This window comes from Loktanella sp. M215 (genome assembly GCF_021735925.1).
Taxonomy (GTDB): Bacteria; Pseudomonadota; Alphaproteobacteria; order Rhodobacterales; family Rhodobacteraceae; genus Loktanella.
This window is the reverse complement of record NZ_WMEA01000001.1, coordinates 901,127-924,145: the sequence shown is the minus strand read 5'-3', so window position 1 is coordinate 924,145 and position 23,019 is coordinate 901,127. Positions and strand designations below refer to the sequence as shown.

Here is a 23,019-nt window from a genome sequence, read left to right as displayed (position 1 = left end):
AACAGACTGATGTACGCTGCGGCAGGGGGACTTGCCGCAGCGCTGCTTTGTGCCGGGCCCACATGGGCCGAGGAGGTCACGATCACCTCTGCCCAAGGCGCATTGACGCTGACCGGACGGATCGCCGGTTACGACGGCACCTATCTGGAAATCGAATCATCCCACGGGCCGGTGACGCTGGCCTATGCCGGTGTCACCTGCGCCGGCGCCGACTGTCCGCCCCGCGACGGCTATATCCCCACCCTGCGCCTGTCGGGAGAGCCGGTGCTGAGCGGCCTGCTGGTGCCGGCGCTGCTGGCCGGCTACGCGCGCGAGACGGGGCTGGCGCTGGCACAGGAGCCTGACGTCGACGACACCGCCCGCTTCGTCCTGCAGGATACCGCCGGGGACCCCCTTCTGCACGTACGGCTGCGCGCCGGATCCAGTGCCGAAGCCTTTGCCGATCTGATCACGTTCGAGACGGACATCGCGCTGACCTATCGTGCCGCCAACCCGCGCGAAATCGACCGCGCCACAGAGGTCGGACTGGATCTGGCCCCTGCGTCCGATCGCAGCCTTGTTCTGGGCGGCGAGGCGCTGGTCGCTGTCACCTCGCCCCGCAATCCGCAGCGGACCATCGATCCCGCCGCCATCATCGCAGCCTTTGCGGGGCGGATCGTCGACTGGCAGTCCCTGGGACAGGCGCCGCAACCGCTGACCCTGCATCTGGGGCCGGCCCAGGACGGTCAGGTCGAGGCCTTTCTGGCGCTTTTGCCAAAACCGCCCGCAGCCGCGATCACCTATCATGCGACCGCCGCCGATCTGGCGGCCGCCGTTGCCGCCGATCCCGGTGCATTGGGTGTGACGCCGTTGCGCGCAACGGGCGTGGCGCAGCCCTTGGGTCTGCGCGACAACTGCGGGCTGACGAGGGTGCCGCGGCTTGCGGGTTTGAAGACGCAGGATTACCCCCTGACGACCCTGGCCTTTGCCGTTGTCCGGTCGCATCGCCAGCCGGATGTTGTCCGCGACCTGCTGCGTTGGCTGCGCAGCCCCGCCGCACAGCTGATCGTGCGGCGGGCGGGGCTGTCGGATCAGGGCATCACGCCGATCCCGCTGGACGATCAGGGCGAACGGATCGCCCATGCCGTGGCGATCGCCGGTCCCGACACATCGCTGCGCGACCTGCAGGACATGGTCGCCCTGATGCTGGCCCGCGTCCGGATCTCGCTGACCTTCCGGTTCGCGAACGGGACGACGGACCTCGATACCGCGTCGGCCGCCAACCTGCGCACCCTCGCGCTGGCCATCCGCAACGGCGCCTACGCCGGGCGTGACATCATGCTGATCGGCTTTTCGGACGCAGAGGGCGAGGCGGAGGCGAACCGCGACCTGTCGGCCGCGCGGGCGCTGGCGGTCGAATCTGCCCTGCTGACGCTGCTGGGCCATCTGCCCGACGACGTGCGGATCGGCACCCGCGGGTTCGGAGAGGCCTTGCCCATGGGGTGCGATGACACGTCATGGGGCCGCCGGATGAACCGGCGGGTCGAGGTCTGGGTGGGCGACTAAAGCAGCCCCTCGGCCCGGAACGACAGCTCGCGGGATTTTCCGATGATCAGGTGATCGTGGACCGTCAGCCCCAGCGCCTGCGCCGCCGCTGCGATCTGGGCGGTCATGGAAATGTCGGCCTGCGACGGCGTCGGATCGCCGGAGGGGTGGTTGTGAACGAGGATCAGCGAGGCGGCGTTCAGCTCCAGCGCGCGCTTCACCACCTCGCGCGGGTAGACCGGCACGTGGTCGATGGTGCCGCGCGCCTGTTCCTCGTCCGCGATCAGCGTGTTCTTGGTGTCGAGGTAGAGGATGCGGAACTGTTCGGTATCGCGGTGCGCCATGACCGTATGGCAATAGTCCAGCAGCGCATCCCAACTGCTGACGACGTGGCGGGCCATGACCTTGCTGCGGGCCATGCGATGCGCCGCGGCCTCGATCACCTTCAACTCGACCACGACCGCGTCACCGACGCCCTTGACCTTGCGCAGGGCGGTTGCCGGGGCGGACAGGACGCGGTTGAAATCGCCGAAATGGTCGATCAGCACCCGCGCGAGGGGTTTGACGTCCTGCCGCGGGATGGCGCGGAACAGGACCAGTTCCAGCAGCTCGTAATCCGGCAGGGCCGCAGCACCGCCCGCCATGAACCGGTCGCGCAAGCGTTGGCGATGATCCCTGATATAGGACGGTTGCCGCCCGCCAATAGGCGTCGCGGTCTCCGCCTCGTCCGGGGCGCCGGGGGCAAAGATCGGCAATGATTCCTGAAAAGCATGGGTCATGGGCGCAATGATGCCGCAGCCGTGGTGAACAAAGCATTAACGCACCTCGACGGCTTGCGATGCGCAAAGGAATTGCTAGGTGAGGGGGACAGGGCAGAGGAATTTCCGGTTTTGAAAGACGTGTTGATTTACTTTCGCTGGTCCTTTGTCGTGACAATTCTGGGCTTGGTCCTTGCTGGTGTGCTGGGCTACGTGCTGCAGGGGGGCACGTCTGGCGCTGTCACTTTCCTGCTGATCGGCAGCGTGCTGGCCGTTCTGGAAATCAGCCTGTCCTTCGACAATGCCATCGTGAACGCCAATACGCTCAAGCGCATGTCAGAGGTCTGGCAGAAGCGCTTTCTGACCTGGGGCATCCTGATCGCGGTCTTCGGCATGCGGCTGGTGTTCCCGCTGCTGATCGTCGTTGTCGCCGCCGGTGTCGGCCCGTGGGAGGCGCTGCACCTGTCGATCACCGAACCGGCGCAATATGCCCACATCATCGAGGAGGCCCACGTCCCGATCGTGGGCTTCGGCGGTGCTTTCCTGATGATGGTCGGTCTGCGGTTCTTTTTCGATGCGGACAAGACCGTCCACTGGATCGCCCCGATCGAGCGCGCGGTCGCGCGGTTTTCCGGCATCCGCGGGATCGAGATGGCCGTGGTATTGGTCGCGATGCTGCTGGTCGCCTGGCTGCTGCCAGAGGAGGAGGTCGCCACCTTTCTGTTCGCCGGCGTCGCAGGGCTTGTCGTCTTCCTTGCTCTGGACGTGATCGGCTACCTGCTCGACTCCTCGGACGAGGTGCTGGAAGGGGCGGCAAGGGCCGGGTTCGGGGCGTTCCTCTACCTCGAGGTGCTGGATGCCTCCTTCAGCTTTGACGGGGTGATCGGCGCCTTTGCCCTGACGCAGGATCTGCTGCTGATCGCGATCGGTCTGGGGATCGGGGCGATGTACGTCCGGTCGATGACCATCATGCTGGTGGAAAAGGGGGCGCTGGCCGAATTCGAATACCTTGAAAACGGGGCGTTCTGGTCGATTCTGGTCCTGTCGTTCATCATGTTCGCCCAGACCATGATCGAGGTGCCGGAATACGTGACCGGCCTGCTGGGGGCCGGGTTCATCGCCGCCGCGTTCTGGTCGTCGCTGCGGGTGCGTAAATGCGAAAGGTCCCCGGCCTAAGCCAGGGACCTTTCGTCATCCGTCGAAGACTGGGGCGCGGTCAGCCCTTCATGGAATCCCAGAAGCCCTTCACCGATTTGAAGAAGCTCGACCCCTGTGGGTTGTTGTCCTTGGACAGCGTGTCGAATTCCTTCAGGATTTCGCGCTGACGGGCCGTCAGGTTCACCGGCGTCTCGACGTTCAATTCGATGAACATGTCGCCCGCCGCACCACCGCGCAGGGCTGGCATCCCCTTGCCGCGCAGGCGCATCTGGCGACCGGACTGGCTGCCCTCGGGGATCTTCACGCGGCTGCGTCCGCCGTCGATGGTCGGCACCTCGATCTCTCCACCCAGCGCGGCAGAGGCGATGCTGACCGGCACGCGGCAGAACAGGTTGCTTGCCTCACGTTCGAACAGCGGGTGATCGGCGACTTCGATGAAGATATAAAGGTCGCCCGCAGGCCCGCCGCGCATGCCGGCCTCGCCTTCACCGGCCAGCCTGATCCGCGTGCCCGTCTCGACACCGGCGGGGATGTTGACCGAAAGGGATTTCTCCTTCTCGACCCGGCCTGCACCGTGGCAGACGTGGCAGGGGTTCTTGATCGTCTGGCCCATGCCATTGCAGGTCGGGCAGGTGCGTTCAACGGTAAAGAAACCCTGCTGCGCGCGGACCTTGCCCATGCCGGAACAGGTCGGACAGGTGACGGGTTCTGACCCGTCGTCGGCGCCGGTCCCGTTGCAATTGCCGCATTGCACGGCCGTCGGCACATTGATCGTCTTGGCCAGACCCGCGTAGGCGTCCTCCAGCTTGACCCTCAGATTATAGCGCAGGTCGTTGCCGCGCATCGCACGCGCACGCCCGCCACCGCCGCCGCGCTGGCCGCCCATGAAGTCGCCGAACAGATCGTCGAACACGTCGGAAAAGGCCGAGGCGAAATCGCCGTTGCCCTGCGGTCCGCCCGGTCGACGTCCGCCGCCGCCGCCCATGCCGCCCTCGAACGCCGCATGACCGTAACGGTCATAGGCCGCCTTCTTGTCGGCGTCTTTCAGCACCTCGTAGGCCTCGTTGGCCTCCTTGAACTGCTCTTCGGCTTTGGGATTGTCGGTGTTGCGGTCGGGATGAAGTTCCTTCGCCTTCTGGCGATACCCCTTCTTGATCTCGTCCGCGCTGGCACCTTTTTTCAGGCCCAGCGTCTCGTAATAGTCGCGTTTTGCCATCGTCACATTTCCCCCTTGGGAATGAGAAAAGACCGGCCCGGTGGAAGGGGCCGGTCTATTCCGTCAGGCGAATGCCTTACTTGTTGCGCTTGTCGTCGTCCAGATCCTCGAAGTCGGCGTCAAGGATGTCATCCTCGTCAGCGGCCTTGGGGCTGTCAGCGTTGTCGCCTTCCTCGGCGTCCTGGCTGGCCTTGTAGATCGCCTCGCCCAGCTTCATCGCGGATTCGGTGACGTTCTGGATGCCCGACTTGATCTTGTCGACGTTGTCGTTCTCCAGCTCGTCCTTCAGCGCGGCGATCGCCAGTTCGATGGCTTCGATGGTGGTCGGATCGACCTTGGAGGCGTGCTCCTCCATCGACTTTTCGGTCGAGTGGATCAGGCTCTCTGCCTGGTTCTTGGCTTCGACCAGCGCGCGACGCTCCTTGTCGGCGTCGGCGTTGGCCTCGGCGTCCTTGACCATCGCTTCGATGTCCTCGTCGGACAGGCCACCCGACGCCTGAATCGTGATGTTCTGTTCCTTGCCGGTGCCCTTGTCCTTGGCGCCGACGGACACGATGCCGTTGGCGTCGATGTCAAAGGTGACTTCGATCTGCGGCATGCCGCGCGGTGCGGGCGGGATACCTTCAAGGTTGAACTGACCCAGCATCTTGTTGTCGGCGGCCATCTCGCGCTCGCCCTGGAAAACGCGCAGGGTCACGGCGTTCTGGTTGTCCTCGGCGGTCGAGAAGGTCTGCGACTTCTTCGTCGGGATCGTCGTGTTGCGGTCGATCAGGCGGGTAAAGACACCACCCAGCGTCTCGATGCCCAGCGACAGCGGGGTCACGTCCAGCAGAACCACGTCCTTGACGTCGCCCTGCAGCACACCGGCCTGAATGGCGGCGCCCAGTGCCACGACCTCGTCGGGGTTCACACCCTGATGCGGTTCCTTGCCGAAGAACTTGGCGACTTCTTCCTTGACGCGGGGCATGCGGGTCATGCCGCCGACAAGGACGACCTCGTCGATGTCACCGACCGACAGGCCGGCATCCTTCAGCGCGGCCTGGCACGGCTTGATCGAGTTCTTGATCAGGTCGCTGACCAGCGATTCGAGCTTGGCACGGGTCAGTTTCATGACCATGTGCAGCGGCTGTCCGTTGGACCCCATCGAGATGAACGGCTGGTTGATCTCGGTCGAGGAGGAGGACGACAGTTCGATCTTGGCCTTCTCGGCGGCTTCCTTCAGACGCTGCAGCGCCATCTTGTCCTTGGTCAGATCGACCTGGTTTTCCTTTTTGAACTCGTCAGCCAGATAGTTGACGATCCGCATGTCGAAGTCTTCGCCACCCAGGAAGGTGTCGCCGTTGGTCGATTTGACCTCGAACAGGCCGTCGTCGATTTCCAGGATCGTGACGTCGAAGGTGCCGCCGCCAAGGTCATAGACCGCGATGGTCTTGGTGTCTTTCTTGTCGAGGCCGTAAGCCAGTGCGGCCGCCGTCGGCTCGTTGATGATGCGCAGCACTTCCAGACCGGCGATCTTGCCGGCGTCCTTGGTGGCCTGACGCTGGGCGTCGTTGAAATAGGCGGGCACGGTGATGACGGCCTGCGTCACTTCCTCGCCCAGATAGGATTCAGCGGTTTCCTTCATCTTGCCGAGGATGAAGGCCGAAATCTGGGACGGCGAATACTTCTCGCCACGGGCCTCGACCCAGGCGTCGCCGTTGCCGCCGTTGACGACGTCGAACGGCATGTTCTTCTTGTCTTTTGCCAGCTGCGGATCGTCGAACCGACGACCGATCAGGCGCTTGACGGCAAAGATGGTGTTTTCGGGGTTGGTGACGGCCTGACGCTTGGCGGGCTGGCCGACAAGGCGCTCGTCATCCGTGAAGGCGACGATCGACGGCGTGGTGCGGGCACCTTCGCTGTTTTCGATCACGCGGGGTTTGCTGCCATCCATGATGGCAACGCAGGAGTTGGTCGTACCGAGGTCGATACCGATAATCTTGGCCATGTTCAGATCCCTTATACGTCAGGCGATGTGAGAGGCGCAGACCCGTTCCGGCACCTGCGCCCGTTTTGATTGAAGCGGACAGAACTGCGCCTGTCCGGCTGTCTGGCGTATATAGGGAGGGGGTCTGGGGCCTGCAACAGGGCGCGCCTGCCGGATTGCGCAATTTCTATGCAACGGGCGGCGGCGCCACCGCCCGCACCTGTCCGCGTCAGTGTGCGGCGCTCCAGCTGACCGATGCACGGCGGCGGGTATAGAATTCGCCCAGCAGACCCAGCATCAGAATCACGATCGCCACGTAAAGCGGATAGGTCGGAGAGCTGAAATGCGGGTTGTAGTTCAGGAACACATCGCCACGCAGCTGGTCGATGCAGTGAAACAGCGGATTCCAGTCGAAGATGGCCAGCATCGACGCTGACAGCGAGTTGGCCAGAAACATCTTGCCCGACGCGATCATGTTCACCCGGCCATAAATCGCACTGCCAAGGCGCGCGACTTCGGGCGCCCAGGGCTTGATCGCCAGAAAGACCGTGCCGACGGCGACACCCGAAAACCACGAAACCATCAGCATCTCCATCGCGCCGATGGGATTGTCGATCACGACGGGCTTGTAGGTGACGTGATAGATAAACAGCACGACCACGATCGACAGGAATTGCAGATAAAGCGACGACAGCGCCGACGCGCAGATCGAGATGGCCGTGCTCATGGGCGCGTGCTGCATCATGGCCGATGCCGGCCCTTCGGACCCGACGACCGCGCCCATCGCCTTGGTATGCGCCATGTAAAGGAAGATACCCGACATGATATACAGCAGGTAATCGCCACGCACCGCCGCACTGCGCATGCCCAGAAGCGCGAAGAGCGCATAGAACGAGGCGATCATCAGCACGGACTGAAATACGTTCATGACCAGCCCCATCAGCGGATTGCGATGGGATTTGCGGATGTCGCGTACCGCGCTGTGATAGATCAACTCGAGCATGCCCAGCACGGTGCGCGAATGCGACCTTTGCGTCTGAACCTGAAACATGTGTCGTTGTCCTGTTGTCTGATCCGGATACCGCCGCGCTGCGGTGACGGGGGCACGAAAATCTTGCCGTTCGCTTGACGCCGCAGCATAAGGGCAAAAAGGGCTGATTTTCAATCAATTCAATGTGTGCCCCGCAATTACGGAGAAAGTGAGACGATGGATTTCGAAAAGCTGACGCAGGTCATGCGCCGCCTGTCGCTGGACGCCGGCGACCGGATCATGGAAATCTACGATTCGCCCGACTTCGACGTGCGGTCGAAAAGCGACGACAGCCCGGTCACCGCCGCCGACGAAGCCGCTGACGCGATCATCAGCGCGGGCCTGCGTGCGGCATTCCCGGACGTGGCGCTGGTGACCGAAGAGCAGGCCGCCTCTCATGCCGTGCAGGCCAGCACGTTCCTGATCGTGGACCCGCTGGACGGCACCAAGGAATTCATCAAGCGCCGGGGCGATTTCACCGTGAACATCGCCTATGTCGTCGACGGCGAACCGATCCGGGGCGTCGTCTATGCCCCTGCCAAGGGGCGTCTGTTCTATACCGACGCCGACGGCCGGTCGGTCGAGGAGGCCGGCCCCTTTGCCAAGGACACCGTGGGCGAGGTGGAGCCGCTGTCCGTCACGACCAACCCCGACAACAACGCGCTGATGGTCGTGGCGTCGAAATCCCACCGGGATCAGGCGACGGACGATTACATCGACCTCTATCTGGTCAAGGACATGAAAAGCGCAGGCTCCTCGCTGAAATTCTGCCTGATCGCGACCGGAGAAGCGGACCTTTACCCCCGTCTGGGCCGCACGATGGAATGGGACACCGCCGCAGGTCACGCCGTGCTGACCGGTGCTGGCGGACAGGTGGTCCGCTTTGATACCCACGAACCGCTGGTCTACGGCAAGGCGGGCTATGCCAACCCGTTCTTCATCGCCTACGCGCCCGGCGTTGCATTGCAGCGCTCCTGATGTCGGTCCTGATCGTCATCCCCGCTCGCTACGCCTCGACCCGTTATCCGGGCAAGCCGCTGGTGGCCCTGCGCGGTGCCGGTGGCGTGGCCAAGACCCTGATTCGCCGCAGCTGGGATGCCGCGATGGAGGTCTCGGGCGTCGACCGTGTCGTCGTCGCCACCGACGATGACCGCATCCGTGACGCGGCAGAGGCCTTTGGCGCCGAGGTCGTGATGACGCCCGAATCCTGCCGCAACGGCACCGAACGCTGCGCCGCCGCCATCGACGCCATGGGCGAGGATTTCGAAATCGTCGTGAACCTGCAGGGTGATGCACCGTTGACGCCTGCGTGGTTTATTTCTGACCTCGTCGCGGGCCTGCGCGCGCGGCCCGACGTCGATGTAGCCACTCCCGTTCTGCGCACCGAAGGCCGTGCCTTGCGCGGATTTCTGGAGGACCGCCGCGCCGGTCGCGTCGGCGGCACCACCGCCGTCTTCGGGGAACGCCGCAACGCGCTCTACTTCTCGAAAGAGGTGATACCCTACACCGGCAAGACCTACGCCGACGACGCGGACACGCCGGTCTTTCACCACGTCGGGGTCTATGCCTACCGCCCCGACGCCCTGCGCGCCTATGGCACATGGCCCATCGGCCCGCTGGAAACGCTGGAGGGGCTGGAACAGTTGCGGTTCCTTGAACAGGCGCGACCGGTCCTGTGTGTAGAGGTCGATGCCAAGGGACGCCAGTTCTGGGAGCTGAACAACCCTGAAGATGTGCCGCGGATCGAGGCGATGCTGAAAGAGATGGGGGCGGACTGACATGCCCTCTGTCAGTGTGATCGTTGTCAGCAACGGACGCCCTGACGCCCTGCAGCGCTGCCTTATGGGCCTGTCGCAGATCGACCACTCGGACTGCGAGGTGATCGTCGTGGCCGACGCCGCGTCGCGGCCCGCGATTGCGGCCAGCGGTCTGGCGGCGGTCATCAAGGCGGTCGCCTTTGATGCGCCCAACATCAGCGCCGCGCGCAATGCGGGGCTGTCGCAGGCGGCGGGCGACATCGTGGCCTTTATCGACGACGACGCCGTGCCGGAACCGCGCTGGCTGTCGCATCTGACAGCACCCTTCGCCGATCCGTCGGTCGCGGCAGCGGGTGGCTTTGTACGCGGGCGCAACGGAATCGACTTTCAATGGCGCGCGCGTCTGGCCTTTGCGGACGCCGAGACGACGCCGATCGACGTCGACCACGTCAGGCCCACGCTGATGGCGGGCGGACCCGGGCGCGCGGTCAAAACCGAAGGCACCAATATGGCCGTGCTGCGGACGACGCTGCTGGATCTGGGCGGTTTCGACGAGGCCTTTGCCTTCTACCTTGATGAAACCGACCTGAACATGCGGCTGGCGCTGCTGGGCGCCACCACCGCCATCGTGCCGCTGGCGCAGGTCCACCACGGCTTTGCCGCCAGTGCGCGCAGGCGGGCGGACCGGGTGCCGCGCACGTTGTTTCAGATCGGCGCAAGCCTCGCGGTCTTTTTGCGCAAGCATGGACCCGTGGGGCGGGTCACGCCGACGGCGGCGCACGCGCACCAGCGCCGGCGCCTGCTGCGCCTGATGGTGTCGGGGCAGCTGATGCCCGGCGATGTCGGCCGCCTGCTGCGCACCTTTGACGCTGGCTGGGCCGAGGGCATGACCCGCGCCCCGGCGCAGCATCCGGCGCCGCCCGCTCCGCCGCCTTTTTTGCGCTTTCCCACCGGGCCGCGTCCCCACCGGGTCATCCAGGTGCGGTCGTGGCGCGCGCAGGCCGGCAGGGCTGAGGCGGCGCAGGCCGTGCGCGACGGGGCCATCGTATCGCTTTACATCCTGTCGCCCACGGCGCTGTTCCACCGGGTCCGCTTTACCGAAAGCGGTGTCTGGGAACAGATCGGCGGCCAGTTCGGGAAATCGGACCGGTCCGGGCGCATCTGTCAACCTTGGCGTGCAGCGTCGCGCGTGCGATACGAAGTGGCGCGCCAACAGGCGCAGCGATTGCCGGAGTGACCAAAAGTCTGTCACAGGCGAGGGATCCAAAAGGGTTCTGACTTGGTTTCTTCATAATGGTGGCGTAATGGCCAGCTATTGCATTTCGTATTTGAAAATCGGACGAGGCTCAGCATGCGCAGTAAAGTCACCAAGGCGGTCTTCCCGGTCGCAGGGATGGGAACACGGTTCCTGCCGGCCACCAAATCGGTGCCGAAGGAAATCATGACCCTCGTGGACCGTCCCTTGGTGCAGTACGCCATCGACGAAGCCCGCGAAGCCGGCATCACGGAATTCATCTTCGTCACGGCGCGGGGCAAGTCCGCACTCGAAGATTACTTCGACCACTCGCCAGAGATGGAGCGCACGCTGCGCAAGGCCGGCAAGGACGATCTGCTGGAGGTGCTGAAAAGCACAAACATGGACAGCGGCGCCGTCGCCTACATCCGCCAGCACAAGGCGATGGGTCTGGGCCACGCGGTCTGGTGCGCCCGCCGTCTGATCGGTGACGAACCCTTTGCCGTCATGCTGCCCGACGACGTGATTGCAGGCGACAAGTCGTGCCTCGCACAGATGGTCGAGGCCTATGCCGAAACCGGTGGCGCCATGGTCGCCGCGATGGAAGTCGCCGCGGACCGGACCTCGTCCTACGGCGTCCTCGATATCGAGAGCGAGAACGGTGCCATCGTGAAGGCCAAGGGGATGGTGGAAAAGCCTGCCGCAGGCACGGCACCGTCCAATCTGGCGGTCATCGGGCGTTACATCCTGACACCGGACGTGCTGAACAACCTCAACAAGGTCGAACGCGGTGCCGGTGGCGAGGTCCAGTTGACCGACGCCATCGCGATGGAAATCGCGCAGGGTCGCAACGTCTTTGGCTACAAGTTCGAAGGCCAGCGTTACGATTGCGGGTCCAAGGCCGGTTATCTGCAGGCCACCGTCGCCTTCGCGCTGGAGCGTCCGGAACTGCAGGGCGAATTCCGGGCCTATCTGCAAGATCTGATGGGCCAGCGCCTCGCGGCGCAATAAGGCCCTGTGGCCTCTGCGCGTCTCCTCGATGTCAGCCGGCTGGCGTCGCGGGCGGGTCAGGTCGCGACCGGCGTGGACCGGGTCGAACTGGCCTATCTGCAGGCGCTGACGGCGGACGGCGGCACGCCGGTCTTCGGTCTGTGCCGCACCGCGCTGGGGTTCGTGATCCTCGACCGTCTTGGCCTTCTGGCGCTGGGCCAATGTTTTGCCACGCGGGACTTTCCAAAGCCCGATCTGCTGTCGCGCCTGAACCGGCGTCTGACCCCGGCCGCAAAGCTGGGGCAAAGCCTCGTGCGGCGTCACGCCATCGGGCGCGGGCGGCGGCACGGGTTGCGGCGGTTGCTGCGACGGCGGGTGCCGCAGGGGTTCACCTATATCAACGTCGGCCACAGCAACCTGACCGCGCCGGTCTGCCGCGCCGTGCGCGCGCAACCGGGCGCGCGGATCGCGGTGCTGATCCATGATACGATCCCACTGGATTGGCCCGATTTGCAACGCGACGGCACCGTTGGCCAGTTCGCGGCCAAACTGAGGGTCGCGCAGACCTTTGCCGATCTGCTGATCTGCACCTCTGCCGCTTGTGAGGCAGATGTCACGCGTCATCTGTCACGGACCGGGCGGATCCCGCCGATCGTCACGGCCCATCTGGGGCTGGACCTACCGCGCCCTGCGCCAGAAGATATTCCCCCCGGCCTCATGCCGCTGCGGCCCTATTTCGTGATCCTCGGCACGATCGAGCCGCGCAAGAACCATGCCTTGCTGCTGGATATCTGGGACGACTGGGGGCCGGGCGCACCGGAACTGCTGATCTGCGGCCACCGCGGCTGGAACAATGCCGACGTCTTTGCCCGCCTTGATGCCGGTGTGCCGCATGTGAAAGAGGTCGCCGGCCTGAGCGACGGCGCCGTTGCCGCCCTGTTGCGCGGCGCGACCGGTTTGCTGTTTCCGTCACTGGCCGAAGGCTTCGGCCTGCCCCCGCTGGAGGCCGCGGCCCTTGGCACGCCCGTCCTCTGTGCCGATCTGCCCGCCTGCCGGGAACTGCTGGGCAACTGGGCCGTTTACGCGGACACCCAAGATCGCTATCTTTGGGAAAACGAAATCAAAAGGTTGTTGCAGTCATCAGAGGCGGTTTCCCGGCCCGCATTTACGCCGCCGGTCTGGTCAACACATTTCCAGACCGTCTTAGCGAAGTGTTGAGGAGGCCGGGCCGATGATACGCGACAATCATAGGGGTAGTGGTGCGGGTCTGGCAATCCTATAGGCTGAGATTGCAGCGGCGGCGCTGGCTGGCGCGCGCGTTCCGCAAGCGCAACGAACTGTTCGTCGTCGCGGACCGGACGGACCGGATCAAGCCGAACGACATCCTCGTGTTTTCCACCTTTCGCAACGAAGACGTGCGGCTGCCCTATTTTCTCGAGTATTACCGCAAGCTTGGCGTAAACCACTTCATCATGGTGGACAACGACAGTACGGACGGTGCCGCGGCCTACCTCAAGGATCAGCCAGACGTCAGCCTGTTCCACGCCAGTGCCAGCTACAAGCGCGCGCGTTTCGGCGTGGACTGGCTGAACTGGCTGCAGCGCAAATATGCCCACGGTCACTGGACGCTGGTCGTCGACCCGGACGAGCTGCTGGTCTATCCGTTCTGCGACACCCGGCCCCTGCGGGCGCTGACCGACTGGCTGGACGCCTCCTCGATCAAATCCTTCGGGGCGATGCTGCTGGACATGTATCCAAAGGGCCGTCTGGACGACATGCCCTACCGCCGGGGCAGCGATCCGCTGCGGATCGCGGAATGGTTCGACAGCGGCAACTACGTCATCCAGCGCAATCCAAAGTTCGGCAACCTGTGGATTCAGGGCGGCCCGCGCATGCGCTCGTTCTTTGCCGCCACACCCGACCGGGCGCCCGCCCTGAACAAGGTGCCGCTGGTCAAGTGGGACAAGAAATACGCCTATGTCAGCAGCACGCATATGCTGCTGCCGCGCGGGCTGAACCTCGTCTATGACGAATGGGGCGGCGAAAAGGCCAGCGGGGTGCTGTTGCACACCAAGTTCCTGTCCACCTTCACCGACAAGGCCAAGGAAGAGCTGGACCGCCGCCAGCACTATGCGAACAGCGTCGAATATCGCGCCTATGCCGCCGGGGACGACGCCAACCCGGACCTGTGGTGCAAATGGTCCGAACGCTACATCAACTGGCGCCAGCTCGAGATTCTGGGGATCATGTCCAAGGGTAACTGGGCGTGACGGTCGGCGTCGTCATGCTGGTCCACACCGACTTTAACCGGGCCGAACAATTGGCGCGGCATTGGGTGGACGGCGGTTGCCCTGTGGTCATCCACGTGGACCGGAACGTCGCGACCGACAAGTTCTCGCGGTTTCGTGACGCGATGACGGATCTGCCCGAGGTCAAGTTCAGCCGCCGCCACCGCTGCGAGTGGGGCACATGGGGCATCGTCGCCGGCACCCAGTCCGCCTGCGAGCTGCTGCTGGGGTCCTTCCCGCAGGTGCGCCACGTCTTTCTGGCCTCGGGATCCTGCATGCCGCTGCGCCCGGTGCGCGAGTTGCGCCGCTATCTGGACAGCCGCCCGCGCACCGATTTCATCGAAAGCGCCACGACGGCCGACGTGCCCTGGACCGTCGGCGGTCTGGATCAGGAACGATTCACTCTGCGTTTCCCGTTTTCGTGGCGCAAGAACCGGTTCCTGTTCGACCGCTACGTGTCCTTGCAGCGGCGTCTTCGGTTTCGCCGCAGCATCCCCGACGGCCTCGTGCCGCACATGGGGTCGCAGTGGTGGTGCCTGACGCGCCAGACCCTGTCCGCGATCCTGCAGGACCCGGACCGGCCCTTGTATGACCGCTACTTCTCCAAGGTGTGGATTCCGGACGAAAGCTATTTCCAGACCCTCGTGCGCACCTATTCGCTCAGCATCGAAAGCCGGTCGCTGACCCTGTCCAAGTTCGATTTCCAGGGCAAGCCGCACATCTTCTACGACGATCACCTGCAATTGTTGCGGCGCTCCGACTGCTTTGTCGCGCGCAAGATCTGGCCGCGCGCCGACCGCCTATATCAGGCGTTTCTGGTCGAGGATGCCGCGACCATGAAGGGAGCGGAACCCAACCCCGGCAAGATCGACCGCATCTTTTCCAAGGCGGTGGACCGCCGGACCAAGGGCCGGCCGGGGCTTTACATGCAAAGCCGCTGGCCCAACGCCGACTGGGGCAACGGCATCACCGCAGCGCCTTATTCCGTGTTCGAAGGTTTTTCCGAACTGTTCGAGAATTTCGAACCTTGGCTGGCCAAGATGACCGGCGCGCGGGTCCACGGGCATCTTTACGCGCCGGAACGGGCGGAATTCGACGGGCGCCAGGGCATTGTCAACGGTGCGCTGTCCGACAGTGTGGCACAGCGCGACATGAACAGTCAGATGTTCCTGACGAACCTGATCTGGAACACGCGTGGCGAACGGCAGGCCTTTCAGTTCGGCCCGCGCGATACCCAGACCATCAGTTGGATGCTGGCCAAGGATCCCAACGCGCAGATTTCCGTCATCTCGGGCTGCTGGGCTGTCCCGCTGTTCCGGTCGAACCGCAATTTCGCCGATCTGCGTAACGAGGCGGCGCAGTTCCAGCGGGTCGAAAACGAACACCTGTCGGCCCTGCGGTCGCCGTGGGCCAAGGCGCGGGTGCGCATCTGGACGATGGCCGATTTCATCGAATCCCCGATGGAGGCGCTGCAGACCATCGTGGACGAGATGACCGGCAACACCAGCCGCCGCCTGACGGAGGTGCCGCGCATGTACGATCTGAGCGGCTTTGGCCAGTTCCTGCAGAACCTGAAGAATCAGGGAATGCACCCCTACCTCATGGGCGATTTCCCGGTGCAGACGGCGCCGCTGAACCAGTCGCCCAAGCCCCGAAAACCATATCTGGTCAAATAAAGTGTCAAAATTCGATTACTTCGTCGTCTTCGCGGAAATGCGGACCGGGTCCAATTTCCTCGAAGCGAACCTGAACATGTTCGACGGCCTTGCCTGTCTGGGCGAGGCGTTCAATCCACATTTCATTGGCTACCCCAACAGCAGCGACGTGCTGGGCGTGACTCAGCCGGACCGAGAGGCCGATCCCCAGGCCCTGATCGACCGGATCAAGGCGGCCCCTGGCCTGAACGGGTTCCGGTTCTTCAACGATCACGACAGCCGCGTGCTGGACATCGCCCTGACCGATCCGCGCTGCGCCAAGATCGTGCTGACCCGCAACCCCGTCGACAGCTTCGTCAGCTGGAAGATCGCCAAATCCACCGGCCAGTGGAAGCTGACCAACGTCACCCACGCCAAAAGCCATCAGGTGCCTTTCGACGCAGCCGAATTCGAAGGGCACATGGCCGCGTTGCAGGCGTTCCAGACCCTGATCCTGAACACCCTGCAACGCAGCGGCCAGACGGCGTTCTACGTCGCCTACGAGGATTTGCAGGACATCGGGGTGATGAACGGCCTCGCCCTCTGGCTGGGCGTCGACAGCCACATCACGGCGCTGAACAAAAAGCTGAAAAAGCAGAACCCCGATCCGATGGCCGACAAGGTCGCCAATTTTGCCCAGATGGAACAGGCGCTGGCGCGGATGGACCGGTTCAACCTGACGCGCACGCCCAATTTCGAACCCCGCCGCGGGCCGCTGATCCCCACCTATGTCGCCGCCGCACACAGCCCGCTGCTGTATATGCCGCTGAAATCCGGGCCGACCGACGCGGTGCAGGACTGGCTGGCCGCGCTGGATCAGGTGGGCGTCGCGGACCTGAAAACCGGGTTCAGCCAGAAGACCCTGCGCGACTGGCTGCGCCAGCACGCGGGGCACCGCAAGTTCACCGTGGTCCGGCATCCCGTGGTCTGGGCGCATACGGCGTTCTGCGACCGCATCGTCGCCAGCGGCAAGGGCAGCTTTGCCGAGATTAGGGCCACCCTGCGCAAGGTCCACGGGGTCGAGGTGCCGGACGGCGGCCCGGTGCCCGAAACCGATGTCGTCTACGACATGAAGGCGCACCGCACGGCGTTCCTGTCCTTCCTGAAGTTCCTGCGCAACAACCTGTCCGCCCAGACAGCGGTCCGCACCGATGCCGCCTGGGCCTCGCAGCTTTCCCTGTTGCAGGGGATGGCCGATTTCGGTCTGGCGGACGTCATTGCGCGCGAACACACGCTGCGCGGCGACCTCGCCCGGCTGGCCGGTCAGATCGGGCGCACGACGATGCCACCGCTGTCGGAACGGACGGACCCGCTGTCCGCCCGTCTGGCGTTGATCTACGATGATATGGTCGAACAGGCGGCACAGGACGCCTATGGCCGCGATTACGAGGCCTTTGGCTTCGGTCCGCTGCGCGCCTGAGGCGGCGGGGGTCAGGCCGCCTGCGACGACCGGTTTTCCGTCAGGATCGCATAAAGCGTGGATGGATCATTGTTGGCCCGCAGCTTGGCGCAGATGTCGGGGTTGCGCATCGTGCGAGACACCAGTGCCAGCGCGCGCAGATGTTCGACCCCCGCTTCTTCGGGGGCCAGCAGGGCAAAGATCAGGTCGACGGGCTGCCGGTCGACGGAATCGAAATTCAGCGGCTTTTCCAGCCGCAGAAAGATGCCGTGCACCTTGTCGACATCCGACAGGCGGGCGTGGGGCAGGGCGATGCCATGCCCCACGCCGGTCGGACCCAGACCTTCACGCTCGATCAGCGCGTCGATCACGTCACCGGCGGGCGTGAGATAGGATTGTTCGGCCAATGCACCCAGATCGTGAAACAGTCGCTTCTTGCTTGTACAGCCGCCGAGGATCTTGACGGCGCCTTGCTTGAGGATGTCGGCCAGTTGCATCAATCCGTCCCTGTGTCAGGTCTTCGGTGGTCAGGCCGCGTCGTGCGGGTCGATCCAGCCGATATTCCCATCGTCGCGCTTGTAGACCACGTTGATGCGGCCTTGCTTTTCGTTGCGGAAGACCATGACGTGACTATTGGCCAGCTCCATCTGCATCACGGCTTCGCTGACCGAGATCGAGGGGATCTTTGCCTCTGTCTCTGCCACGATCACCGGTGCGTCGCTGACCTGCTCGTCCTCGTCGCTGTCATCCTTTGTTGCTGCAAGGATATACGACCCACCGCCCGAAACTTCAACCGGGTCGGGGCGATCACGCTGGTGATCCTTCAGCCGACGCTTGTATCTGCGCAACTGTTTGTCCATCTTCTCGCAGCAGGCGTCGAAGGCGGCGTAGATTTCCGGGTCCTTGCCCGTGGCCTGCACGGTCAGGCCCGTGGACAGGTGCACCACGGATTCCGCCACATGTTCGTGCCCGGATTTGGAGAAGACGATATAAGCCTCGGTGGGTCGTCCGGCGTATTTCGCCAGCGTTTCGCCCATCTCGGTTTCAACGTGGGTCTGCAGGGCCGCGCCGATGTCGATCTGTTTTCCGCTGATCTGATACCGCATGATCTCTCCTGTTCTGCTGGTATTCACGCACACCGGATCAAGGCAGCAAAGGCGCTGCCGGTTCCACGGTGAGGCGTCTGAAAGGATGAAGCCGCGTTGGTTGCCAAAGGCTTAATATTCCCGCCGGGCGCAGGCGCCGCGTCAGCTTTGCGATGGAAAAACGCAGGTTTCATCCCTCATATTCAGCGCCACAACGCAGCGTCTGTCAATGCCGGGTCAATTGACGCGGAATCCCTTGCCCAGATAGACCCGCTGCACGTTCTCGTCGCGGATCACCTCGTCGGTGGTGCCGCTCATCAGGACCTTGCCGTCGTTCAGGATATAGGCCCGGTCGACGATCTGCAGGGTTTCCTGCACGTTGTGGTCGGTGATCAGCACACCGATGCCGCGGTTCTTCAGGTCCGCCACAAGGTGCCTGATCTCGGCCACGGCAATCGGATCGACACCTGCAAAGGGTTCGTCCAGCAGCACGTATTTCGGCCCCGCCGCCAGACAGCGCGCGATTTCCGCGCGCCTGCGCTCGCCCCCCGACAGCGCCACGGCGGGCGCGCGGCGCAGATGCTCGATCGAAAATTCGGACAGAAGCTGTTCCAGCCGGTCCCGCCTGCGCTTCTTGCTGGGTTCCGCGATTTCCAGCACGGCCTTGATGTTGTCCTCGACCGTCAATCCGCGAAAGATCGACATTTCCTGCGGCAGATAGCCGATGCCGCGGGTGGCACGGCGGTACATCGGCATCGTCGTCACGTCTTCGCCGTCGACGGTCACCTGACCGCCTTCCAGCGTGATCAGGCCCGCGATCAGGTAAAAGCAGGTCGTCTTGCCGGACCCGTTCGGCCCCAGCAGGGCCACGACCTCGCCCTTGCCCAGATGCAGGCTGACGTCGCGGATGACGGGGCGCTTCTGATAGCTTTTGCGCAGGTTGGTGACCCGCAGGCCGCCGGTATCGGCGTCCACGCCAACGTCGCGGGGCATCAGTTGTTGCCGTCCTGCTGGAACACCGTCTTGACCCGGCCTGACATCTGCGCAGTGCCAGTGTTCAGGTTGACCACCATCGAATCCGACGACAACGCGCTTTTGCCCTGCGTCAGCAGCACCGCGCCATCCAGTGTCAGCATCCCGTCGGCAAGGTTGTAATCCGCGGTCTCGGCCTCTGCCGCCTCGGTCGCCGTGGCAAAGGTCACGCCGCCGCTGGCCTGCAGGCGTGTGATGTCGCCGCTGGTCGCGGCATAGGTCACGCGGACCTCGGGTGCCGCCAGCCGCAGGTCGCCCTGCCCGATCTTGACGTTGCCGCTGAACACGGCTGATCCTGTGTCCTGATCGACCTTCAGGTTGTCAGCGGTCACCTCGACCGGCGCGTTCGGGTCGGCGCGGATACCGCCAAGGTCGATGTTCGTCTGCGCCAGCAGCGGTGTCGCGCACAGCGTCAGGACGATGGCAAGGAATCGGGTCATGTCAGTTGTCCTTCGGTGTGGCGGCTGACGGGGTATATACCAGTTTCACGCCTTGGGTGAAATTCATCTGCTGCCCGGCGCCATCCTGCCCGGCGGAAAACGTCACCTGCCCGGCCTGCAACTGGCCAAAGGGGGCATGCACCTCCAACGGGCCGTCAGAGGTGACGGTGCCGCTGGTCATATCCGCGACAAGCCCCGCAGTTTCCATCGTATAGCCAGAGGAGGTTTCCACGCGCGCAAGCCCCGTCAGATGCGCGACCCGGCTGGTGGTATCGACCTCGCCACTCCCGGCGGTGACCCGCAGCGTGGTGCCGTCGGTCGCATCCAGCGACAGGCTGGGGCGGTCGATGCTGACCTGCGGGCCGCCCTGCGCGTCCGGACGGGCGGCGGTCGCGGTGATCTGGATGGTATCGCCGGCGTTCGTTAGCCCGGAAAACCGGGGGGCCGCGATCCGTTGTTCGGCGGCAGCGGCGTCGATGTCGGCAAAGGGAATCGTCTGGCTGCCGCGGTCGCCGCGGGCGAACAGGAACAGCGTCGACAGCAGCATCAGGGCCGCCAGCGGCAGCAGGATCTTCAGCCAGCCGACCAGTTGCGAATGAAAGTTCGATGCGGCGGCCATGGCCTCAGATTCCCTCGCGCGGCATCAGTGCGCGAACACGTCAGGCTCGGCCCAGCCCGCAAGGTCGAGGCGCGCGCGCGTCGGCAGGAAATCGAAACAGGCCTGCGCCAGATCGGTGCGCCCCTCGCGGGCCAGACGTTCCTCCAGCACGGCTTTCAGGCGGTGCAGGTGCAGCACGTCGGACGCGGCATAGTCCAGTTGGGCCGCCGTCAGATCAGTTGCACCCCAGTCGCTTTGCTGCTGGTGCTTGCTGATATCCACACCGACCATCTCGCGCAAAAGCTCTTTCAGGCCGTGGCGGTCGGTATAGGTGCGGACCAGTTTGGACGCGATCTTGGTGCACCAGACCGGCGTGCACAGTACACCGTAGGCGTTGTAAAGTGCCGCGATATCGAAGCGGCCGAAGTGGAACAGCTTGGTCACCGCAGGGTCCGCCAGCATCCGGCACAGGTTGGGCGCGGGCGCACGGTCGGGGGCGACCTGCACCAGATGGCAGTGTCCGTCGCCGCCGGACAGCTGGATCAGGCACAGCCGGTCGCGGCGCGGGATCAGGCCCAGCGTCTCGCAGTCGATGGCGACCACGGAACCCAGGTCCAGCCCATCGGGCAGGTCATCGTGGTAAAGATGGTTGGTCATGGGACGCGGCACCTTGGTCTGCATCCCTGTCAGATAGGCCGGGCGGGTCATGCCCTCAACCCCCTACGGCGCGGCGTGCCGCAGGCGGACGGTGGCGCGGATCGGCAGATGGTCCGATGCGGCGCGGGTCATGGCGGTGTCGAGCATGTCGATCCGGTCCAGCGACAGATCACGCGACAGGCCGATCCGGTCCAGCGGCGCCAGCCGCCAGCGCGCGTGAAAGGAATGGCCCGGCGAATGCAGATCGAAGACCTGCGACAGCGGCCCCAGCCCCCGGCGCGCCGACCATTCGTTCAGATCGCCCGCGACCACCGTCGGGATGTCGTCACCCGCAGCCATCCAGTCGACCAGCGCGTGCTGCTGGCCCTGCCGGGACCGGCGCAGCAAACCCAGATGCGCCCCGATCACGCGCAGCGGCCCCATCGGCGTGGTGACGACCGCCGTGACGGCGCCGCGCGGCTCCAGCCCCGGCAGGATGATCCGGTCCACCGACAGCACCGGCCAGTCGGGGCGCACGAGGATCGCATTGCCATGCCAGCCCAGACTGACGGCGCTTGTCGCGACCTCGACCGCCGACAGGCCGGTATCCCCGATCCGGTCGCGCGGCAGGGCAGAGGGGCGCTGCCCCAGCCGCAGATCCGCCTCTTGCAGGATGACGATATCCGCCTGCGCATCCTTCAGCACACTCAGGATACGGTGCGGATCGCGACGGCGGTCGGTCCCGATCGCCTTGCGGATGTTATAGCTGACGATATGCAGTCCGGCCCCCGTCACAGCATGGGCGCCCCGATGCGGAACAGGCCCTCGCTGATGCGGCGCAGGGCGCGGGCGTCCGGAATCCCCGTCGCGCAGTCGGCGGTCTTGCCGTTGAACCAGTCCGCAAGGCAGGCCACGCTGTCCCGATCGTGCAGGATCAGCGCATCCTCGAAATTCAGCAGCATGCTGCGCACGTCAAAGTTCAGCGACCCCACGTAGGCCGTATCGTCGATGATTCCCGCCTTGGCATGCAGCATGCCCGGTTGATACAGCAGAACGCTGCATTTGGCCCGCTGCAATTCGCGCATATAGGCCCCGCGGGCGAAATCCGCGATCCGCTGGTTCGACTTGCGCGGCATCATCAGCTTTACATCCACACCGCGCCGCCCCGCGATGGACAGCGCCTCGGCCAGCGTGTCGGTGGGCAGGAAATAGGGCGTGGCGATCCAGACCCGGCGGTTCGCCCGGTGGATGGCGTTCACCAGCATGTCGTGCAGCCCGTCGTGCCGCAGATCGGGCCCGGAGGGGGCGAGTTGCGCCACCGTCTTGCCAGCCCCCTGCGGCGGAACGGGCGCGACCGCGATCGGATCACCGCCGGTCCCGTCCCAGTCCGACGCAAAGACATCGTCAAAGCTGCCGACCGCCGGCCCGGTCAGGGTAAAGGCAAGGTCCGCCCAGACATCCCGACCGGTGCCAAGGTATTCCTCGCCCACGTTCATGCCGCCGCCGAAGACCTTGACGTTGTCCACCACAAGGATCTTGCGATGGTTGCGCAGGTTCAGGTGGCCCCGCATCGGCGGCTGCACGAAGGGTGAAAAGAAATGCACTTCGCCGCCGGCGGCTTCCAGTTGCTTCAAGGCGCGGCGCGGCGGGAAAAGCGTGCCAAGACGGTCGATCACCAGCCTGACCTTGACGCCGTTCTGCGCCCGTTCCGTCAGCGCTGCGACGAAATCACGGCCAATGGCGTCGTTGGCCACGATATAGAACAAGGCGTCGATCCGGGTCTGTGCGCCGCGCACGATGTCGAACAGGGCGGCTTTTGCCGTCTCTGGCCGGTCGAGCAGCGTGAAATCGTGTCCCGGCAGCGCCCCCGGCAGGTGATAGGACCGCAGGATTTCGTCGATGTCGTTCAGCGGTGCGCCGTCGGTCGTCTCGCGCAGGGTCAGCGCGCCGGGACCAGAGGCGCGTTTGCGCACGCCCAGGCCGACAAAGATCGGAATGGCAAAATAGGGGGCCACGATCAGGAACAGCAGCCAGGCCGCCGTGGATTGCGGCGACCGGCGTTGCTGCAGCAGGTAAGCCGCCGCCGCCAGCACCAGAAAGCTGATCAGAACGATTTCGGCGTGGGTCGTCAGCCAGCTCATGTGCGGCACGGTCTCCGGTGGTGGGGGGACTGTGTCACGGGTTGCGACGTTTTGTCCATGTGGGGGCCTAACG

22 protein-coding genes are annotated in these 23,019 nt (G+C 64.5%); 10 read left to right on the top strand and 12 right to left on the bottom strand.

Going from position 1 to position 23,019, the window contains the following annotated elements; genetic code table 11:
* The first annotated feature begins 9 nt into the window (after positions 1-9).
* On the top strand, positions 10-1,545 hold the full coding sequence (locus GLR48_RS04480) for a phosphate ABC transporter substrate-binding/OmpA family protein (RefSeq protein WP_237059081.1): 1,536 nt from the start codon (positions 10-12) through the stop codon (positions 1,543-1,545).
* On the opposite strand, the gene radC is transcribed toward GLR48_RS04480, so the two are convergent.
* Entirely contained in the window at positions 1,542-2,303 is a 762-nt protein-coding gene (gene radC / locus GLR48_RS04475; RefSeq protein ID WP_237059079.1) for a RadC family protein, read from the bottom strand. The genes GLR48_RS04480 and radC overlap by 4 nt on opposite strands.
* 111 nt (positions 2,304-2,414) lie before the next feature.
* Here radC and GLR48_RS04470 point away from each other — a divergent pair, with 111 nt between their 5' ends.
* Positions 2,415-3,458, top strand: a complete 1,044-nt coding sequence (locus GLR48_RS04470) for a DUF475 domain-containing protein (RefSeq protein ID WP_237059077.1) — start codon at positions 2,415-2,417, stop codon at positions 3,456-3,458.
* Positions 3,459-3,498: 40 nt separating this feature from the next.
* On the opposite strand, the gene dnaJ is transcribed toward GLR48_RS04470, so the two are convergent.
* The 3 genes from dnaJ to GLR48_RS04455 all read right to left on the bottom strand — a co-directional run bounded on the left by dnaJ (position 3,499) and on the right by GLR48_RS04455 (position 7,673).
* Complete coding sequence (gene dnaJ, locus GLR48_RS04465; protein ID WP_237059075.1) at positions 3,499-4,656, bottom strand: molecular chaperone DnaJ; 1,158 nt, start codon at positions 4,654-4,656, stop codon at positions 3,499-3,501.
* A gap of 76 nt (positions 4,657-4,732) precedes the next feature.
* Positions 4,733-6,643: a molecular chaperone DnaK gene (dnaK, locus tag GLR48_RS04460; protein WP_237059073.1), complete on the bottom strand. Its 1,911-nt coding sequence runs from the start codon at positions 6,641-6,643 to the stop codon at positions 4,733-4,735.
* Positions 6,644-6,851: 208 nt separating this feature from the next.
* Positions 6,852-7,673 (bottom strand): ABC transporter permease, encoded by an 822-nt coding sequence (locus GLR48_RS04455; protein ID WP_237059071.1) that lies wholly within the window; start codon positions 7,671-7,673, stop codon positions 6,852-6,854.
* Positions 7,674-7,829: 156 nt separating this feature from the next.
* Here GLR48_RS04455 and cysQ point away from each other — a divergent pair, with 156 nt between their 5' ends.
* The 8 genes from cysQ (at position 7,830) to GLR48_RS04415 (ending at position 17,035) form a co-directional block, all read left to right on the top strand.
* Entirely contained in the window at positions 7,830-8,630 is an 801-nt protein-coding gene (cysQ, locus tag GLR48_RS04450) for a 3'(2'),5'-bisphosphate nucleotidase CysQ (protein WP_237059068.1), read from the top strand.
* Positions 8,630-9,430, top strand: coding sequence for a 3-deoxy-manno-octulosonate cytidylyltransferase family protein (locus tag GLR48_RS04445; protein WP_237059067.1), 801 nt, complete (start codon positions 8,630-8,632; stop codon positions 9,428-9,430). Before cysQ ends, GLR48_RS04445 begins: the two co-directional genes overlap by 1 nt.
* Position 9,431: 1 nt before the next feature.
* Entirely contained in the window at positions 9,432-10,646 is a 1,215-nt protein-coding gene (locus GLR48_RS04440; protein ID WP_237059065.1) for a glycosyltransferase family 2 protein, read from the top strand.
* A gap of 114 nt (positions 10,647-10,760) precedes the next feature.
* Positions 10,761-11,654 (top strand): UTP--glucose-1-phosphate uridylyltransferase GalU, encoded by an 894-nt coding sequence (gene galU, locus GLR48_RS04435; RefSeq protein WP_237059063.1) that lies wholly within the window; start codon positions 10,761-10,763, stop codon positions 11,652-11,654.
* A gap of 6 nt (positions 11,655-11,660) precedes the next feature.
* Positions 11,661-12,851: a glycosyltransferase family 4 protein gene (locus GLR48_RS04430; RefSeq protein WP_237059061.1), complete on the top strand. Its 1,191-nt coding sequence runs from the start codon at positions 11,661-11,663 to the stop codon at positions 12,849-12,851.
* 65 nt (positions 12,852-12,916) lie between these two features.
* Entirely contained in the window at positions 12,917-13,903 is a 987-nt protein-coding gene (locus tag GLR48_RS04425) for a glycosyltransferase family 2 protein (RefSeq protein WP_237064370.1), read from the top strand.
* Positions 13,900-15,597 (top strand): DUF5927 domain-containing protein, encoded by a 1,698-nt coding sequence (locus tag GLR48_RS04420; RefSeq protein ID WP_442915753.1) that lies wholly within the window; start codon positions 13,900-13,902, stop codon positions 15,595-15,597. The genes GLR48_RS04425 and GLR48_RS04420 overlap by 4 nt, the downstream gene beginning before the upstream one ends.
* A 1-nt stretch (position 15,598) precedes the next feature.
* The gene (locus GLR48_RS04415) at positions 15,599-17,035 is read left to right on the top strand and encodes a sulfotransferase domain-containing protein (protein ID WP_237059059.1); all 1,437 of its coding nucleotides are present in this window, start codon (positions 15,599-15,601) and stop codon (positions 17,033-17,035) included.
* A gap of 11 nt (positions 17,036-17,046) precedes the next feature.
* Here the strand turns inward: GLR48_RS04415 and GLR48_RS04410 are convergent, their stop codons facing one another.
* The 8 genes from GLR48_RS04410 to GLR48_RS04375 all read right to left on the bottom strand — a co-directional run bounded on the left by GLR48_RS04410 (position 17,047) and on the right by GLR48_RS04375 (position 22,946).
* Positions 17,047-17,511 (bottom strand): PTS sugar transporter subunit IIA, encoded by a 465-nt coding sequence (locus tag GLR48_RS04410; protein WP_237059057.1) that lies wholly within the window; start codon positions 17,509-17,511, stop codon positions 17,047-17,049.
* A gap of 30 nt (positions 17,512-17,541) precedes the next feature.
* On the bottom strand, positions 17,542-18,120 hold the full coding sequence (gene hpf, locus GLR48_RS04405) for a ribosome hibernation-promoting factor, HPF/YfiA family (RefSeq protein WP_072856792.1): 579 nt from the start codon (positions 18,118-18,120) through the stop codon (positions 17,542-17,544).
* Positions 18,121-18,336: 216 nt separating this feature from the next.
* Positions 18,337-19,092 (bottom strand): LPS export ABC transporter ATP-binding protein, encoded by a 756-nt coding sequence (lptB, locus tag GLR48_RS04400; RefSeq protein ID WP_237059054.1) that lies wholly within the window; start codon positions 19,090-19,092, stop codon positions 18,337-18,339.
* Complete coding sequence (locus GLR48_RS04395; protein ID WP_237059053.1) at positions 19,092-19,571, bottom strand: LptA/OstA family protein; 480 nt, start codon at positions 19,569-19,571, stop codon at positions 19,092-19,094. Before GLR48_RS04395 ends, lptB begins: the two co-directional genes overlap by 1 nt.
* Position 19,572: 1 nt before the next feature.
* The gene (locus GLR48_RS04390) at positions 19,573-20,190 is read right to left on the bottom strand and encodes a hypothetical protein (RefSeq protein ID WP_237059051.1); all 618 of its coding nucleotides are present in this window, start codon (positions 20,188-20,190) and stop codon (positions 19,573-19,575) included.
* Between the two features lie 24 nt (positions 20,191-20,214).
* Positions 20,215-20,826, bottom strand: a complete 612-nt coding sequence (locus GLR48_RS04385) for a ribonuclease D (RefSeq protein WP_237064361.1) — start codon at positions 20,824-20,826, stop codon at positions 20,215-20,217.
* Between the two features lie 63 nt (positions 20,827-20,889).
* Positions 20,890-21,600: an endonuclease/exonuclease/phosphatase family protein gene (locus tag GLR48_RS04380; RefSeq protein ID WP_237059049.1), complete on the bottom strand. Its 711-nt coding sequence runs from the start codon at positions 21,598-21,600 to the stop codon at positions 20,890-20,892.
* Positions 21,597-22,946 carry a phospholipase D-like domain-containing protein gene (locus GLR48_RS04375; protein WP_237059043.1) on the bottom strand — a complete coding sequence of 450 codons (1,350 nt, stop codon included), beginning with the start codon at positions 22,944-22,946 and terminating at the stop codon, positions 21,597-21,599. The genes GLR48_RS04380 and GLR48_RS04375 overlap by 4 nt, the downstream gene beginning before the upstream one ends.
* Positions 22,947-23,019: the final 73 nt, after the last annotated feature.